Source organism: Hyphococcus luteus (genome assembly GCF_002943565.1).
Taxonomy (GTDB): domain Bacteria; phylum Pseudomonadota; class Alphaproteobacteria; order Caulobacterales; family Parvularculaceae; genus Hyphococcus; species Hyphococcus luteus.
The window spans coordinates 222,428-239,595 of the sequence record NZ_PJCH01000017.1 but is presented as its reverse complement, the minus strand read 5'-3'; the positions used below and the strand labels follow the sequence as shown (position 1 = coordinate 239,595).

10 protein-coding genes are annotated in these 17,168 nt (G+C 62.6%); 4 read left to right on the top strand and 6 right to left on the bottom strand.

Annotation, left to right across the window (positions count from 1 at the left end):
* Nucleotides 1-88 precede the first annotated feature (88 nt).
* From CW354_RS21610 to CW354_RS21600, 3 genes are all read right to left on the bottom strand, one after another.
* Nucleotides 89-931, bottom strand: a complete 843-nt coding sequence (locus CW354_RS21610; protein WP_133162411.1) for a DsbA family protein — start codon at nt 929-931, stop codon at nt 89-91.
* A 53-nt stretch (nt 932-984) separates the two neighbouring features.
* A complete protein-coding gene (locus tag CW354_RS21605) occupies nt 985-2,463 on the bottom strand; it encodes a M48 family metalloprotease (RefSeq protein ID WP_104832178.1) in 1,479 nt (492 codons plus the stop codon).
* A gap of 151 nt (nt 2,464-2,614) precedes the next feature.
* Nucleotides 2,615-5,527: an Rne/Rng family ribonuclease gene (locus CW354_RS21600; protein ID WP_104832405.1), complete on the bottom strand. Its 2,913-nt coding sequence runs from the start codon at nt 5,525-5,527 to the stop codon at nt 2,615-2,617.
* 160 nt (nt 5,528-5,687) lie between these two features.
* Here CW354_RS21600 and CW354_RS21595 point away from each other — a divergent pair, with 160 nt between their 5' ends.
* The 4 genes from CW354_RS21595 to prfB all read left to right on the top strand — a co-directional run bounded on the left by CW354_RS21595 (nt 5,688) and on the right by prfB (nt 11,807).
* Complete coding sequence (locus CW354_RS21595; protein ID WP_133162410.1) at nt 5,688-6,065, top strand: hypothetical protein; 378 nt, start codon at nt 5,688-5,690, stop codon at nt 6,063-6,065.
* Nucleotides 6,066-6,265: 200 nt separating this feature from the next.
* Nucleotides 6,266-7,561: an N-acetylmuramoyl-L-alanine amidase gene (locus CW354_RS21590; RefSeq protein WP_165793893.1), complete on the top strand. Its 1,296-nt coding sequence runs from the start codon at nt 6,266-6,268 to the stop codon at nt 7,559-7,561.
* A 539-nt stretch (nt 7,562-8,100) separates the two neighbouring features.
* Nucleotides 8,101-10,608 carry a penicillin-binding protein 1A gene (locus tag CW354_RS21585; RefSeq protein WP_104832404.1) on the top strand — a complete coding sequence of 836 codons (2,508 nt, stop codon included), beginning with the start codon at nt 8,101-8,103 and terminating at the stop codon, nt 10,606-10,608.
* Nucleotides 10,609-10,696: 88 nt separating this feature from the next.
* A protein-coding gene (gene prfB, locus CW354_RS21580) for a peptide chain release factor 2 (RefSeq protein WP_104832175.1) occupies nt 10,697-11,807 on the top strand; the annotation gives its coding sequence in 2 pieces (ribosomal slippage) (nt 10,697-10,765 and nt 10,767-11,807; 1,110 coding nt in all).
* A gap of 506 nt (nt 11,808-12,313) precedes the next feature.
* Here prfB and CW354_RS21575 read toward each other — a convergent pair.
* The 3 genes from CW354_RS21575 to CW354_RS21565 all read right to left on the bottom strand — a co-directional run bounded on the left by CW354_RS21575 (nt 12,314) and on the right by CW354_RS21565 (nt 17,012).
* Nucleotides 12,314-13,729, bottom strand: a complete 1,416-nt coding sequence (locus CW354_RS21575; protein WP_104832174.1) for an amidohydrolase — start codon at nt 13,727-13,729, stop codon at nt 12,314-12,316.
* A gap of 141 nt (nt 13,730-13,870) precedes the next feature.
* Nucleotides 13,871-14,509, bottom strand: a complete 639-nt coding sequence (locus tag CW354_RS21570; protein WP_104832173.1) for an outer membrane beta-barrel protein — start codon at nt 14,507-14,509, stop codon at nt 13,871-13,873.
* Between the two features lie 148 nt (nt 14,510-14,657).
* Nucleotides 14,658-17,012 (bottom strand): S8 family peptidase, encoded by a 2,355-nt coding sequence (locus CW354_RS21565; protein ID WP_104832172.1) that lies wholly within the window; start codon nt 17,010-17,012, stop codon nt 14,658-14,660.
* Nucleotides 17,013-17,168: the final 156 nt, after the last annotated feature.

Genomic DNA, 17,168 nt, shown 5'->3' with positions numbered 1-17,168 from the left:
ACATTAGTTGATTTAACAGGATGCTCTAGATTCTTTTGCGCGCGTTTTGAGACGGAAAACCGGTAAACCACTTTTCCTTCAAAACGCTCTAGCGCGCCGCCTTTTTCGCTTCCTTGATTTTCTCTTCCAGCGTGTCGCGGTCGAAGCCCGGCACCACGTCGACATAAGAACCGTCAACGGCGGCGACGATAAAGGCCGGCGTGCCTTCGACGCCGAGCGCCGAAGCCATCACATGATTGTCGGTGATCATTTTCGGAATGCCGTTCTTTTCGATGGCGGCCTGCATTTTCTCGACATCGAGGCCCTGCTTGCGGGCGATGTCGTTGACGCGCTTTTCGGTCAGGACGCCCGAGGCGTCGAGCAGCGCAAAGTGGAAATCGAGAAACTTGCCCTGGTCGCGGGCGGCGAGCGCCATTTCCGCCGCATATTCGGATTCCTCGCGCAGGATCGGCAATTCGCGGAAGACGACTTTCACATCCGCGTCTTTCTTGACCATGTCGCTCACGATGTCGGCGGCGCGTTTGCAGTAGGTGCAGTGATAATCATACAATTCGACGACCGCGACTTTCGCCTTGTCGGGGTTTTTGCCCGCGACATAGCTTGTCTTCGGATCGAGCAGCGCCGGCAGGCTGTCCGCCGCCGCCGCCTTCATCTGCTCTTCCGCGGCGGCGCGCTGTTCGTAGCTGTATTTGTTCACCGCCTCGATGATGACTTCCGGATTTTCCATCAGATAGGCGCGCACGATCTTGCCGATCTCTTCTTCCTGCAAATCGGAGAATGAAGTCGTGACTTTCGACGGGGCGTGAGACATGGCGTCTTCCGCCGGCGCTTCATCCTGTTTCGGCTGGGCGGCGGAATAGGCGACCGCAAGCGCGCCGAGAAGAAACGCGCCGCCAAGGGCGGCGCCGACGGCGATCTTCGATTGCAGCATGAAACTCTCCTTTTTGCGGCGCTCGGGGCCCCCCGCGCGCAATCTCTGGCGTTTTAGTTGGTGTTGTGGTCTTCGATGATGATCGGATCGGGAACGTCCGGCGTTTTGGGCTCTTCCTGCGGGACAGGTTTGGGCTCGCCGCTCTCTTCAGGCTCCGCTTGCGGCAGCGGCGGGGCGCCTTCGGCCGGCTGGGTTGCGAGAATGATGTCCATGGCGCGGCGCCATTCCGGCGTGCCGCGCTCAAGCCCGCGCAGAGCGCGCCGCGCGAACTGGTTGGCGTCGGGTTTGGCGCCGCTGTAATAGCGCGCTTCCGCCGTGGCGAGTTGCGCTTTCGGCTCGTCGCCCATTTGCGAATAGGCGCGCGCCAGTTCGAACCAGGCGAAGCCGTTGTCGGGTTCGAGCGTGGTTGCGCGTTTCAATTCCACCGCCGCTTCCTCGACGAGGTCGGGTTCATTGCTGGCGAGCAGCGTGCGGCCCAGCTGTATGCGCATCAGGGCGTTGGCCGGCAAGAGCTTCACCGCCTTGCGGCTCGGCGCGACCGCTTCGTCGGCATGACCGTATTCGAACAGGATCTGACCTTCGAGTTCGTGAAAATAGGGATAGTCAGGGCGCTCCCCGGTCAGGGCGCGCACTTCCTTCAACGCCTTGTCGATGTCCGAATAGCGGTAATAGGCGACGGCGCGGGCGTAATGGGCGGGCTCCGACTGATCCGACAAAGGATAATCGCGCAGCACCTGGTTCGGATCCTCGAGAAAGCCCTTGATCTTCGCCTGAATGAGTTTGAGGCGCGCAATTTCCTCCGGGCTGTCTTTCTTTTCGAAATAGGGCGAAGCTTGCGCGCGTTTGGCGAGCGCCGCATAGCGGTCATTCGCCAGCGGGTGGGTTTGCAGGAAAGGATTGGCGCGCCGGCCGGTGATAATCTGGTAATTGCGCATCCGGCTCCACAGATCCATGGCGCCTTTCGTCGATTTGCCGAGACGGTCGAGATAGGTGATCGAGAGCTGGTCGGCGGTGCCTTCCTGGCTGCGGCTGTAGACGAGATAATCGGCGATGGCGACGTTCTGGCCGAGGCCGAGAATCCCGATGCCTGCTTCCGGCGACCCGGCCGCGATGGCCGCGGCGCCGAGGAGAAGCCCTAAGATCATCGGCCGGCTGGCGTTGGCCATGGCTTCGGCGGAGCGGGTCGTGTGGTTGGCCGCAAGATGGCCGGCTTCGTGGGCGATCACCGCGTCGACTTCGCTCGGCGTTTCGGCGAAGGTCAGCATGCCGGTGTTGACGCCCATATAGCGCGCCCCGGCGAAGGCGTTGAAGGTCTGGTCGTTGACGAGAAGGATTTCAATCGAGTTGGGATTGATCCCCGCCGCCTTGAAGATCGGGCGGGCGTGATCATCGAGGAATTTTTCGGTTTCCGCATCGCGCAAGAGCGAAATGCCTTGCGCATTGGCGTTCGCAATCGGCGCCGTCGCGGAAACCGCCGCCGCGAACGCCAGAAAGGCCTTCTTCAAACGCAACCCGAACTGACCTGACGCCATCCTTGACCCTCTTCGCACGGCCCCCCGTGGATATATCGTCCCCTCAAGGCCTCGCGCGCTTATATCTTAAGGGCGCTTTGCGGCGATTTCGAGATGCGCACGCCCCTGGGCGCCGCATTTGTGAGGCGGAAAAGAAGGGGATTTGCGCCCGTCAGGCGTCGCTTCCCCGGCTCCACCAGCCTTTTTTGCGCGGTTTTTTCACTTCCGGCTGCGGCGCTTCGGCAAGGTCGGTCTCAGCCCCGGCTTCAACCCCGGTCTCTTCCTTGGCGGGCTTTTCGGCGGCTTTCGCCGCGTCCTCGGCGACATCATGCCCGTTCGCGGCCGGTTCGGCTTCGTGCGGCGCTTGCTCCGCCGGTTCTTCCGGCGCGGGCTCTTGCGTCTCAGCCGCTTCAGCCGGCGCCTCTTCAATCGACGTTGCTTCAAGCGACGTCTGGGGCGCCTCTTCGACCGCTGCTTCTACGGCTTCCATGACGGCGACTTCTTCGACCGCATCGTCCTTGCCGGAGGGCTGGTCGCCATCCTGCGCAGCGTCGCTTTGGGCGGCCGCCTGGTCGTCGTCTTGCGCCTCAGCATTATCGCTGCGATTGCGGCGGTTGCGCCGTCCGCCGCGGCGACCCCGCCTGCGCCGGCGCTTGGTCTGGCCGTCTTCGTCAGCATTGTCGCCGCCGCTGGCTTCAGCCTTGTCGTCGGACTTGTCTTCGTCGCCGCCGTCTGACTCTTCGCCGCTGTCGTCCGCCTCGCGGGCCTCGGCCTGGTCTTGATCCTGATCCTTGTCCTTGCGGCGCCGCCGGCGGCCGCGGCGCTTCTTGCGCTCGCCCCCCTCGCGGTCTTCGCTTTCCGCCTCGGCGGTCTCGGCTTCGGGCTCAGGGATTTCGTCGGTCGCATCGAAGTCGGCCTGGTCGGCGCGGATCACCTGGGCGGTTTCTTTCGGCTCGCGCGGGACGCCGCTCTTTTCAACCGAGAAGTCGTCGCCGGCGCGCTCGGGATCGGGGATGAGCTGGATGGTGACGCCGTTCTGGTCCTCGATGCGTTTCAGCCATTCGCGATGCTGGTTGAGCACATAGACCGCAACATCGGTCGGCGCATGCACGGACAACAGGCCCGCCTTGCCGGACACGGCCTCGCCTTCGACGGCGCGCAGGATCCTGAGCGCCGCCATTTCGGACGAGCGGATGGCGCCGGCGCCGGCGCAGGTCGGGCAGGCCTGGGTGGTGCCGTCGACAATGCCGGAGCGCCTGCGTTGTCTCGACATTTCGAGAAGTCCGAAATTCGAGATGCGGCCGAGCTGGATGCGCGCGCGGTCGTTTTTGATGGCGTCTTTCAACGCTTTTTCGACCTTGCGGTTGTTGCGTTGCTCTTCCATGTCGATGAAGTCGAGCACGATCAGCCCGGCGAGGTCGCGCAGGCGGAATTGGCGCGCGGCTTCGTAAGCCGCTTCGATATTCGTCTTCAGTGCGGTTTGTTCGATATTGCGTTCGCGCGTCGCGCGGCCGGAGTTCACGTCGATGGCGACGAGGGCTTCGGTCTGGTGAATGACGATATAGCCGCCGGATTTCAGCCGCACGACCGGCTGATACATGCCGTCGAGCTGGGTTTCGACCCCGTATTTCAGGAAGATCGGCGCATTGCCCTTATAGGGCTGCACATACTTGGCGTGACTGGGCATCAGCATCTTCATGAAGTCTTTGGCTTCGCGGTAGCCCGCTTCGCCTTCGACCTGCACTTCGCCGATATCCTTGTCGTAAAGATCGCGGATCGCGCGCTTGATGAGGCTTGCTTCCTCGTAAATGAGGCAGGGCGCGATCGACTTTAACGTCAGGCTGCGGATGGTCTCCCACAAGCGCAGGAGATAATCGTAGTCGCGCTTGATTTCCGTCTTCGTGCGCTTGGCGCCGGCGGTGCGGATGATCAGCCCCATGCCCTGGGGCACGTCGAGACTGTCGACCACGCGGCGCAGGCGCTTGCGGTCCGCCGAATGGGGGATCTTGCGGGAAATGCCGCCGCCGCGGGCGGTGTTCGGCATCAAAACGCAATAGCGGCCGGCCAGCGACATGTAGGTGGTCAGCGCCGCGCCTTTGTTGCCGCGCTCTTCCTTGACGACCTGCACCAGCAGGATCTGGCGGCGCTTGATGACTTCCTGGATCTTGTAATTACGCAAAAGGTTCGAGCGGCGGCGTTTGGCGTCCTTGTACTTTTCGAACAGCGCCGCGCGTTCTTTCGCCTTTGTACGTTTCGTCTCGGGCGTTTCGTCTTCGTCGTCCTCGCCGTCGTCTTCAGCGCCGTCTTCGTCATCATCCGAGTCGGCGTCTTCGTCTTCGTCTTCAGCGCTCGCCTCGGCGGCGTCCGCGTCATCTTCTTCACTGTCTTCGCTGGAAGCGGCTTCGACGGCGTCTTCTTTGCCGGAGACGGCGTCAACAGAATCCTGTTCGCTTTCGCTGTTTTCGGATGCGGCGTCTTCGTCTTTGGTTTTCACTGCGGCGGGCGCGGCGTCTTCGTTCTCTTCGCCGTCTTCTTCTTCCTCTTCTTCCTCGTCGCCGCCGGACGCATCGCCCGCGATTTCATCGGTGGGATCGCCGTCATCGTCCTCGGCGCCGGCTTTTTTCAGATTCTTTTCGTCTGAATCCTCGTCGTCGCCGTCCTGTTCCTTGCGGCGGCGGCTGCGCTTGCGCGGCGGCCGGCGATTGTCCTCTTCGTCATCGCCGTCATCCTCGTCATCATGGTCGTGATCGTCTTCGTCGCCGCGCGAGGAGAGCTCGAGCTGCGAGGCGAGTTCGGCCACTTCCGCTTCGGCGGCCTGCAGCGCCTGCCGGTCGGAAACCGGGATCTGGTAATAATCGGGATGGATCTCGCTGAAGGCGAGAAAGCCGTGGCGGTTGCCGCCATATTCGACGAAGGCCGCCTGCAGCGATGGTTCGACGCGCGTGACGCGCGCCAGATAAATATTGCCTCTAAGCGGTTTGCGGGAGGCGGATTCGAAGTCGAAGTCCTCGACTTTGCCATTGTCGAGAACCGCGACGCGCACCTCTTCCGGGTGGGCCGCGTCGATCAGCATTTTTTTTGTCATTGAATAAGGCTCCGCAATGCGGGCGCGTAGCCGGCGCATTGCTCATGTTGGATCGCCGATCGCGACGCGCGCGCTCGTCTCCGCGCGCCGGACAGCCTTCACGGCTGGCGGCGGGGGAGAGTCTATGGGCGGTCACTGTCATCAGCGAAAGCTGTTTTCCATGCCGGAAATCCGGCGGGTTCCATTGCCGGAAAATCCGGCGTTAATTTGCGCCGGCAATCCGGCGTTTTTTTATTCGTGGCGCACATGCGCCGGGTGTTTGGCCCCCAGTCATCATTCGACGGGCGCCCGTTTGTTTTTGCTCCTCGCGCCGCCGGAGGGTTCCGGCATCGCGGGCCGGCTTGGGGAGCTTGCCGGCTTCAAGTTTCTGGAAAGGCTTGTCTTTTCGCCGTTTCCCGAAAAATTCCTTCTAAAAGCGCAGGGCTCTGGCGCCCCTTCGGTCACCCCTTTAAATGGCCCCTGCGCGGCCAGATATCAACTGCCTGGCATTTGGCCGATGGATCGGGCCGGGCGCAAGCGAATTTTCACACTGCCATGAGTGCGGGGAAAAAGAAAACCCATGGTTAACGCCGACTCAGTGTTGCATATGAAAATCGAATGAATGATTAACGCGGCGTTAACGCTGGCGAAATCACAATGCCGCCATTAAAGATCAAGCCGGGAGCATCCGGGGCGACAAGGCGGCGTTTATCGCGGCGGCGCGCGGCGCGTGTTGAAGCGGGCGTATGGATGGGCATCATGGCCGGATTCTTCAAATCAGGACAAAGGGTTGCGAGAGCCGTCGCGGCGCTCGCCGGGTTTGCGCTGGCGTTGTCGGGGCTCGCCCGCGCGTCCGATCTTCTGGATGTGCGCTTCGGCCCGAAACCGGACGAAACGCGAATCGTCTTCGACCTCATGGGCGCGCCGGATTATCGCGTCTCCGGCGATGAAGCCGGCGCGGGCCGGATCTTTGTGGATTTTTCAAGCCTTGAGGGCTCTCTCGCGGCGCGGGGCGGGCGGGGCCATATCGCAGACGTCAGCTTCGTCAAAATTGGCGGGTCCCGGGTCCGGGCTGTGGTGAATTTCAAGAAAACCGCGAAAATCAAAGACTTGTTCGTTCTCGACCCGCAAGGCGGCGTGACCAAGCACCGTCTCGTCATCGACGTCGCCACGGCGGACAAGAAAGCCCTCATGGCGAGCCTGCCGGCGTCCAAGGACGACATCGCCGACATCATCGCGCAGGTTGCGCCGGATGAAGCCGCGGCCAGTGAGGTCGCCCGTAAAACTGCAAGCCTTTCTCCGCCGCCGGCGCCGAGCCGCAAGGATGCGGAGGCCGCCGCCGACGAGAAGAAAATTGTGGTGATCGATCCCGGCCATGGCGGGCGCGATCCCGGCGCGCTGGGGCAAAGCGGCACGCAGGAAAAGAATGTGACGCTCGCCGCCGCCAAGGCGCTCGCCGAGTTGCTGGAGGCGCGCGGCGACTACAAGGTCGTCATGACCCGTAATGAGGACGAGACCATCCGTCCCGACGCGCGCGAGACGCTGGCCCGCGCCGCCGGCGCCGATCTCTTCATTTCGCTGCATGCGGACGCCATCGACCAGCACGCCGTGCGCGGCGGTTCGGTCTACACCCTCGCCGAAGAAAGCACGGCGCGCACGGCCAAGCTCGCCAAATCCCAGGGCGATTACCACGTCTTCGACGTCGCCCTGAACGATTACGAATCGATCGCCGGCATCCTCCTCGATAAAGCGCAGGAAAAGACGATGTCGGAATCGTCGAAATTCGCCGAGCTGTTGATCCACAACCTTTCCGGGAAAACGCCGCTATTAAACCGCTCGCACCGCAAGGGCGATCTGCGGGTTCTCCTGGCGGCGGACGTGCCGGCGGTGCTGTTTGAAATGGCGTTTATTTCCAACGCCAAGGACGAAGCGAACCTGAATTCGCCGGTCTGGCGCGAACGCGCCATGACTGCGGTCGCTGCGTCGATCGACTCCTATTTCGAAGGCGTCACCCTGCAGCGCCATGCACAATATGCGCCCGCGGCGGGACAGTAATCAAAACCTTACGAAAATAAGGGATTTATGCGGCTATTGCGCCTCGCTGCCGTCCAATTTATGCGGTAAAAGGGCGGAATATGGAGCGCATGGGGGCGGCAGCAAGCGTACGGCGGCAAGCGTAAAGACAGATGAGCGATCACAAAGACGACGAGCCTAAAAAAACGCCGCCGGGGGGCGGCGAGCGCCTGTCTTTTGGCGATGCGCCGGAAGAGGACGGCGCGCGCCGCACAGCGCAGGCGTCGTCTGAAGACGATGCGGAGCCCATCGAAGACGATATGTTCTCGCGCGACGAGGCGGCCAGGACGGAAGACCCAGAGGCGGCGAAAGCCGGCCCGGCGCCCGCGCCCGGCCCCAAGCTTGGCGATGACGCCGATGGCGACGACGAAGTCGTGCTGGGCGAGGCGGAGGAAATCCGGGACGAGCAACCGGCCGAAACGCTTTCCGCGCCCAAGCGCCGCGCTGCGGCGCCGCCGCCGCCGGAGCCGGCGCCTGAACCCGCCTCCGGCGGCGGCGGTAGCGGTCCGGGCGGCTGGGCGATGTCGGCCATGAAATTCATCGGCTTTGTTTTTGCGGCCGGCGCCCTTGGCCTGATCGGCGTCGCCGGGTTTTCCGCCTGGTATCTCCACAATCTCAACAAGGACCTGCCGGACTATCAACAGCTTGCGGAATACGCGCCGCCGGTCACGACGCGCGTCTACGCCGGCGACGGCTCGCTGGTGGCGGAATTCGCCCGCGAGCGCCGGCTTTTCGTGCCCATCGAAGCGATCCCCGATCACGTCAAATACGCCTTCGTCTCGGCGGAGGACAAATCCTTCTACGATCATGCGGGTCTCGACTTCCGCGGGCTCTTGCGCGCGCAGATTTCGAATGTGAGCAACGTGCTGCGCGGCCGGCGCCTCGAAGGCGGCTCGACCATCACCCAGCAGGTGGCGAAAAACTTTCTCCTGACCAGCGAGCAGCGGGTCGAGCGCAAGCTCCGGGAAATGCTCATTGCACGGAAGATGGAGCGGACCTTCACCAAGGACCACATTCTCGAGCTCTATCTCAACGAGATTTATCTCGGCAACCGCTCCTATGGCGTGGCCGCTGCGGCGCTCAACTATTTCGACAAGTCCCTCGACGAACTGACCATCGCCGAAGCCGCTTATCTCGCCGCCATCACCAAGGGGCCGAGCAATTATCATCCGATCTATAACGAAGACCGGGCGGTGGAACGGCGCAACTGGGTGATCGGGCGCCTCTATGAAGACGGGCGCATTACGCAGGAAGAAGAGATCGAGGCGCAGGCGCAGCCGCTCGGCGCCGACATCGCCCAGCCGCTCGGCGCGCGCGACTGGACCATGGAGTATTTCGCCGAGGAGGTCCGCAAACGGATCGTCGATCTTTACGGCGTCGAAGCGCTTTACGATGGCGGCCTCGCCGTCAGGACCTCGGTCGATCCGAACCTGCAGAAAAAAGCCGGCGAGGCCTTGCGCCGCTGGCTCGTCGACTATGACCAGCGTCACGGCTGGCGCGGCGCCATCGATGCGATGGAGGTCGGCGAAGACTGGGTCGAGCCGTTTGCGGAAAAAGTCGACGATCTCAAAAACGCCCGCAAGGTCGCCGACGACATGGCGCCCTGGCGTCCGGCGCTGGTGCTGTCCGCCGGCGCGCGCCAGGCCGAAATCGGGTTCGAGGACGGCGAGACCGCTGTCCTTCCGCTCGACCTGATGCGCTGGGCGCGCGAATACATCTCCGCCAACAAGCGCGGCGAGGACGTGCGGTCCGTCGCTGACGTCTTAAAGCGCGGCGACGTGGTCTATGTTGTGAAATATGACGGGGACACGCTGCCGCTGCCGGAAGACGCCGCCGACGGCGCGAAAGCCAAGCCGGCGCCGGAAAACGCTTACGCCCTGCGCCAGGTCCCGGCGGTCAATGGCGGTCTCATCGCCATGGATCCGCATACGGGCCGGGTTCTCGCCATGGTCGGCGGCTTTTCGTTCCAGATGTCGGAATTCAACCGCGCGGTGCAGGCCGAGCGCCAGCCGGGCTCGGCTTTCAAGCCGTTCGTTTATTCGGTGGCGCTCGATAATGGCTACACGCCGTCCTCGACCGTGCTTGACGCGCCCTTCGTCGCGCCGGGCGTCGACAGCTGGTACCGCCCGGGCAACTATATCGAAGGCCGGTTTTACGGTCTGTCGACCTTGCGTCTCGGCATTGAACAGTCGCGCAATACGATGACCGCGCGCCTCGCCCAGGATCTCGGCATCGGCCGCATCATGGACTATGTGGAGCGCTTCAAACTCTCCGACCGCCTGCCGCGCGAGCTGGCGATTTCTCTGGGCGCCGCTGAAACGACGGTGATGCGGATTACTGCGGGCTATTCGGTCTTCGTCAATGGCGGCAAGGGCGTCGACCCGGTGCTCATCGACCGCATTCAGGACCGCACCGGCGAGACCATTTACAAGCGCGACAGGCGCCAATGCCCGGCCTGCAATGTCGAGGTCTGGTCCGGCCAGTCCGAGCCGCAATTGCCCGACATGCGCCGCCAGGTGATGGACCCGCGCACCGCCTATCAGATCACCTCGATCCTTGAAGGCGTCGTCCGCCGCGGGACGGGCTCGGCCGTGCGCCGGGTCACGAACAAACCCATCGCCGGCAAGACCGGCACCACCAACGATTACAAGGACGCCTGGTTCGTCGGCTTTTCGCCGGACCTCGCCGCCGGCGTCTATGTCGGCTTCGACATGCCGCAAACGCTCGGCCAGGGCGAGGCGGGCGGCCATGTGGCGGCGCCGATTTTCGCCGATTTCATGGTCGAGGCTCTTAAGGATACCCCGGGCATTCCGTTCCGCGTGCCGTCGGGCGTGCGTCTCGTCAGGGTCAACGCCAAGACCGGCAAGCCGGCGGGGCCGGGCGATGGGAACGTCATTCTCGAAGCGTTCAAGGCCGAAGACGATCCCAATCACAGCCGCTCGCTCGACGACGATTACGCGCTCGACCCGCTGTTGAGCGCCGCGCCGAACGACGCAGAGTCGGAAGACGAGCTCAACGGGCTTTACTAGGGCTGCGATCTCAATATATCGAAACAGCAGAAGATGACTGCGCGGCCCTTGCGGCGTTGATGCGCAGTCCAGGCAGGAGAGACCGATCATGCGCGCGGAAATCACGGCGCTCACGGACGACATCAAGCAGTCGCTGGAACTGCTGAGGAGGCGTCTTTGACTGGGATAAGTCAGAAAAAGAATTAGCCGAGCTGAACGCCAAGGCCGAAGACCCCAATCTCTGGGACAATCCGGAAGAGGCGCAGGCGCTGATGCAAAAACGCACGGCGCTTGAGAGTCAGATGAACGCGGTCGGCGAAATCCAGACCGAACTCGACGATCTTTCGGGCCTTGCTGAAATGGCCTGGGAGGAAGAAGACGCGGCGAGCCTCGACGAGGCGCAAAGCTTGATCGCCGATTTGCGCGAGCGCGCCCAGAAAGCCGAGATCGAGGCGCTCTTGTCGGGCGAGGCGGACGCCAATGACTGTTTCGTTGAAATTCATCCGGGCGCCGGCGGCACGGAGTCGAACGACTGGGCTTCGATGCTTATGCGCATGTATGTGCGCTGGGCGCAAAAGGCAGGCTACAAGGTCGACGTGATCGAAGAGCAGCCCGGCGAGGAAGCGGGCATTAAATCCGCGACCATTCAGATCAAGGGCCACAACGCCTATGGCTGGCTCAAGACGGAATCCGGCGTGCACCGGCTGGTGCGCATCTCGCCTTATGATTCGAACGCGCGCCGGCACACCTCTTTCGCCTCCGTCTGGGTCTATCCGGTGGTCGACGACAAGATCGACATCGAGGTCAATGAATCCGAATGCCGCGTCGACACCTTCCGCGCCTCGGGCGCCGGCGGCCAGCATGTGAACACCACGGACTCAGCCGTCAGGATCACCCACGAACCCACCGGCATCGTCGTTCAGTGCCAGAACGAGCGCTCGCAGCACAAGAACCGGGCGACCGCCTGGAACATGCTGCGCGCCCGGCTTTACGAACGCGAGCTGCAAAGGCGCGAAGAAGAGGCGCTGGCCCAGGCGTCGAGCAAAACCGACATCGGCTGGGGCCACCAGATCCGCTCTTACGTGTTGCAGCCTTATCAGCTGGTGAAGGACACGCGCACCGGCGTCGAACACACCGACCCGGATGCAGTGCTCGGCGGCGACATTGACGGTTTCATGAGCGCCGCGCTCGCCCAGCGGGTGGGCGGCGACGCCTCCTGACAGCGCATTGCGGCGGTTTCGGCGCCGGAACGCCAGTGATTCCGCGCCGAAATCTTAACAAAACCTTAAAATGTGAAAATGGTTAACGTTGTTTTCGATTGACGGTCCCGCGCTTTCGTTATTCGATATTCCTTGTAGGTACTAATTCCCTCCCTGTACCGACAATTTGTGATCGAAGCAGAACGGAGCCTTGCTTTCGCAACAAAGCTTTTACATCAAGGGACATGAATCCCGGACCACGCAACAGAACACACTCATCAATCATGCAGTCTGTGATGCTGGCCAGGGACGAATGGAAAACGCGCGGGCGCAGCACAGCGCTCGCGCGTTTTTATCTGGCGAAGGGTATTAAAGTCGGTTGTCGATGAGATGGTTCATTAAGCCTTCATCCTGAGGAGCGCAAATTTCGTCGTCCTTCGAGACGGTCTCACGGCCTCCTCAGGATGAAGAAATTTGCGCGTCTCGAAGGACGAAGGCTCCTTTTAAGCACGCATCTTCGTGACGTTTCAGTCGCGATAGTCGAGCGGCGGCTCGCGGTCGCCGAGGAGCGAGGAATATTCATAGTCTTCGCCGCGCGCTTCTTCGAACTCGGCGCGCGCCGCGTCGCGCAAATCGGGATTGGTGTAAAGCTCAATGGCGGCGAGGGTGAGAGTTTTCGCCGCGACCTGCGCGCCTTTATAGCCGATCGACATGCCGCTCGCCGCAACCGCCTGCCAGGAATGGGCGGACGTGCCCGGCGCCCAGGTGGCGGTCCGCAAGCCCACAGTCGGCGCGGCGTAGGAAACGTCGCCCACATCGGTGGAGCCATAGCCGAGGGAGCGCGAATAGGGCTTGATCTCTTCGGCGCTTTCAAGGCTCGGAACATCCCCGTCGAAGCTTTCGCGGATCTTGGTCGCGAATTTGCGCTCCGCCGGGGTGTAGGTGACGCCGCCGACTTCGCGCAGCTTTTCATCCATCATGGTCGCCAGCGTTTCATTGATTAAGAGCGGGTTGTTGCCGTGGATGACCTCCCATTCGACCTCCGTGCCGGTGCCCAAGGCCGCGCCCCGGGCGGCGTCTTCGACCCGCGTCCAGATTTTCTCGACGCCTTCGGCTTCGGGGTGGCGGACGTAATAAAAGACTTCCGCGAAATCCGGCACCACATTCGGCGCGAGGCCGCCTTGCGTGATGACATAGTGGATGCGCGCATCCTGCGGCACATGCTCGCGCATCAGATTGACCATCATGTTGAAGGCCTCGACGCCGTCGAGCGCCGAGCGCGCCCGGTGGGGCGCGCCGGCGGCGTGGGCCGACTGTCCGTGAAAGCGGAATTTCGCCGAGCGGTTGGCGAGGCTGGTGCGCGCGGCGGCGGAGTTTTCGTCATCGGCGTGCCAGTGCAGCGCGATGTCCACATCGTCGAAAAGACCGGCGCGCACCATGTAGACCTTGCCGCTGCCGCCTTCTTCGGCGGGCGTCCCGTAAAACCGGATGCGCCCCGGCGTTCCCGTCTCTTCGAGCCAGTCGCGGATGGCGAGCACGGCGGTTAACGATCCCGCGCCGAACAGATTGTGGCCGCAGGCCTGGCCCGCCGCCTTGCCTTCAATGGGTTCGCGCGTCGGGACGTCGTCCTGGTTGATCCCGGGCAGGGCGTCGAACTCGCCGAGAATGGCGATCACCGGCCCGCCTTTTCCATATTCGGCGATGAAGGCCGTGGGGATGCCGGCGACGCCCTTGCGGATATCGAAGCCGGCGGCGTCGAGCTTCGACTGCAGGAGCGCGCTCGATTTCTCCTCCTTGTAGCCGACCTCGGCCCATTCCCAGAGCTGGCGCGCGACGGCGGCCGTATCGTCATAGCGCGCGTCGATATCTGCGAGGACGGCGCTGTCATCGGCAAAAGCGGCGGCGGGCAGGAAGGCGATAAGAGATAAAAGGGCGCGGCGCATGAAATGGTCCTTTTTCGATAAATTTTCGCGCCCGCGGGCGCGTGACTCTTGCGACTATAAAAGACCCGGCCCGAGACGCAAAAAGGGCGGCGCACCGGGGGATGCGCCGCCCGCGGGGGCTTTAGGGGAGAGAGAAGAGGGTCAGCCCCCGAATTTTACTTCCAGGTTGAGGCCGAAGCTTTCGGCGTTGGAATCGCTGAAATCGTAGTGGGTGTAGTCGGCCCTCAGCGACAGATTTTCGGTGATGTCGTAGGCCGCCGACCCGCCGAAGGCGAAGCCGTCGTCGGAGCCGCCGAAGACAAGCTGATTGCCGCCGAGCGTCTGAACCGTCGAATCGATTTCCGCGAAGGCGTAGCCCGCGCGCGCTGACAGGTCGACCTTGTCGCTGACGGGAAAGATGAACCGGCCATAGCCGCCGACCAGATAGTCGAGGCCGAGATCGCCCGGGCCCGCGATCACGTCGTTGAAGTCATCGTCGTTATTGTCGTCGAAATCGAGGTCGTCTTCGTTACGGTTGAAGTCGAACCCGCCATCGTCAACGCCGAAGGAAATGTCGCTTTCGATGGCGAAAAACCGGGCGAACTGCCAGCCGCCGCGCGCGGTGATCGCGCTGATGTCGGCGTCGCCGCCGACCTTTTCGTCGAAATCCATATAATTGTAGCCGGCGGACAGATAAGGCCCGACGCTTTCCTCGCCGGCTCCATAGCCTTGCGCCTGCGCGGCGCCGGCCGCGCACAGCGATGCGGCGCTGAGGAACAGGATTGTTTTCTTTTTACGCATGAAACGCCTCCGGGAGGTTGCAAAACACGGTGTCTCGCCCCGCCAACAAGCCGGCCCCGGCGCGGTTCCAATCCTTCCAAAGGTTCATGTTCGTTAAAAAAAGCCCGCCGAAACCGGCGGGCTTTCCTTCTTGCGTTAGACGGCGGGTTTAGCGGCGGTGGTCATCATCATGCCAGCCATAGCCGCGGCCCCAGCCATTGTTCCAGCCATGGCCCCAGCCGGCGCCCCAGCCATGATGGCCGCCATGACCGCGGTTGAATTTCTTGAGCGCGGCTTTGGCGTCGACCATGCCGAAGCCGGAATCGAAATCGAAACCGCCGAATCCGACTTCGTCGAACACCTGCACCGTTTCGCCGGTGCCGTTGTCGGCCCTGACGCTCATATTTTGCGCAGTGGAGCGCATGACCCAATAGATCTCCTCCGGCTCGGTCCTGTCGCAGGGGCCCAGCAGGGCGCCGTCATCGACAAGATCCTGAACGTCTTCAGGCGATACGTGAAGGTCGCGCCCGCGGATCCGTTCCGAGCGCGGATGGTGTTTACGGAAGAAGCCGTGTCCTCGCGGATGCTTTTTGCGCGGCATGCACATCCTGTAGAAGACATCGCCATTATAGGCGGTTTTGATGATCTGCGAATTTTCAGAATCGATCATCAGGGCCGCGACGGACGCGGCATGGGGCGCTGCGGCCGAGGTGCCGAAGAAGTTCGGGAATTCTCCCGGCTCGCCGGTCTCGAACACGCCATCGCCGTCATCGTCGTCGCGGCTGGTGTCATTAAAGAAAAACGACGTGTTGGTTCCGTCCGGCGCGGTGACGCCCGGCTTCAGGCGAATGTCCGGCCATCTGAGGCGGTTGCCGTCCGTATCGAAGAAGATCGGCGTGCCGCCTGCGGAGGAGAAGTCGTTAAGGCAGGCGGGGACGCATTCCGGTTCGCCGGCTTCGGCCCGCAATTGCTGCGTCGAGGGATCGCCGATGAATTCTTCGGTGAAGTAAAACGCCGCCGCGCCGACGCCTTCCGCGCCGGCCGCATTGTTGTGGCCATAACCGGAAGGCGCGTCGATTGCATATTCCGAAGACGCAAAGCCGCCGCCTGCAATGACGAATTTCACGAAGCCGGGCGCATCGCCGGACTGCGTTTCAAAGCCGAGCTGCACGGTTTGGCCGCCGATAAAGTCGACGAGCGACAGGAACTCGATCGCGTCGCCGCCGCCGCCGCCGTCAATCGGCACGCCGCCATCGGTGAAGATGAACTGGCAAAGGCCGTTCGGGGGGACGACAAGCGGTCCGCCGCCGGGGAAGCAGTCGGCCACCCGGTCGCCGGCCTGGTCGAACATGATGACGTCGACGTCATTTTGAGCGCCGTCGCCGCCCGACACCGAAAAGTTCGGGCTGTCCCACTGGAAGGACAGGTTAGTCTGGAGCGAGCCGTCAAGCTGGACGGTCATCAAGGGATCTTCGCCCGGGCCCGGATCGAAATCGTGGAAGGTCGAACCGTCAAAGGCGACCGCCCGGTATTTCGACTGGTAAGAGTCGCGGGCGCGGTTGCCGTTGGAGGAATAATAGGGAACGCCGAGGCGCGAGACTTCATCGGCCGCCTGCGCGATGATGCCGTCCTGGAACATCGGTTCGGTGAAATAGATCACGTCGTCGACGATCACGTCTGCGCCCGCTAGCGCGAGCTCCACGATGCCGCTGGCGAAATCCGCTTCGCCGCCAAAGGCCGTGTGAAACAGGATTTTCGCTTCCGGCGCGACGTCATGGATCAATTGCGCCATGCCGCGGCCTTCATCGATGCAATCGGGATCGGTGGTCGGAAGGTCTGCGAGAATGCCGACATTAGGCGGAATGTCGTTATTGGCTTCGTCTTCAGCGGGCGTCGTGTAAACGCCGGCGGCGTTGAGCGGGCCGGGATCGCAGGCGAAGCTGTCGGAGAGGACGCCGATGGTGAGGCCCGAACCGTCATAGCCGAATTGCTGGCGGACGATGTCAGTGCGCATGGAGCGGTCGCCCTGCGATGTCACCAGGCCGACATTGGTCGTCGCCAGGGCGGGGCGCGCAAAGGCGAGATAGTGGCTGCCGGCGAGATCGCCGAGGCGGTCCACCGGGAAAGAAGCGGAGACGGTTTTGCCCAGGCTCGAGACATTGCGCGCGCCCATAGCCTCCATGGTGGCGGAAAGATCTTCGGTCGCGCCGGACGCAATGGCGTCTAGCCGCACATATCCGTCTTCGCTCACATTCGCGATGACAAGCTCTTGTTCGCCGGCGGCGCGCGCGCGCCCAAGCTCGACGCCTTCACCGGACCAGTCGGGCCGTGTTTTCACGGCGGGCGCGGCGCGGCGGGCGCTGCGCAGCGCAACGGCGGATTGGTTCTTGCTGTAAACGACCTGCAAGGCGCCGCCTATTTTTCGCATCTGGGAATCTTTTCCGCCGTCCTGGGCGTTCGCCAGCGATGGAGCAGCGCTTAACGCTGCGGCCATGCCGACGCCGAGAAATAATTTTCTAAGCATCGTTATTCCTTTCCGGTGTTACAGAAATCGCCCTTGCGTCGTTCAATGACGAGAGAAACGTAAGAGCGTTTGCGTATGCTGCTTTTATGGAAAGCGCCCGAATAAAGGACGGTCTCCCCCAAGCGCTGTATCAGTATCATGAGCGTGAAATATCGT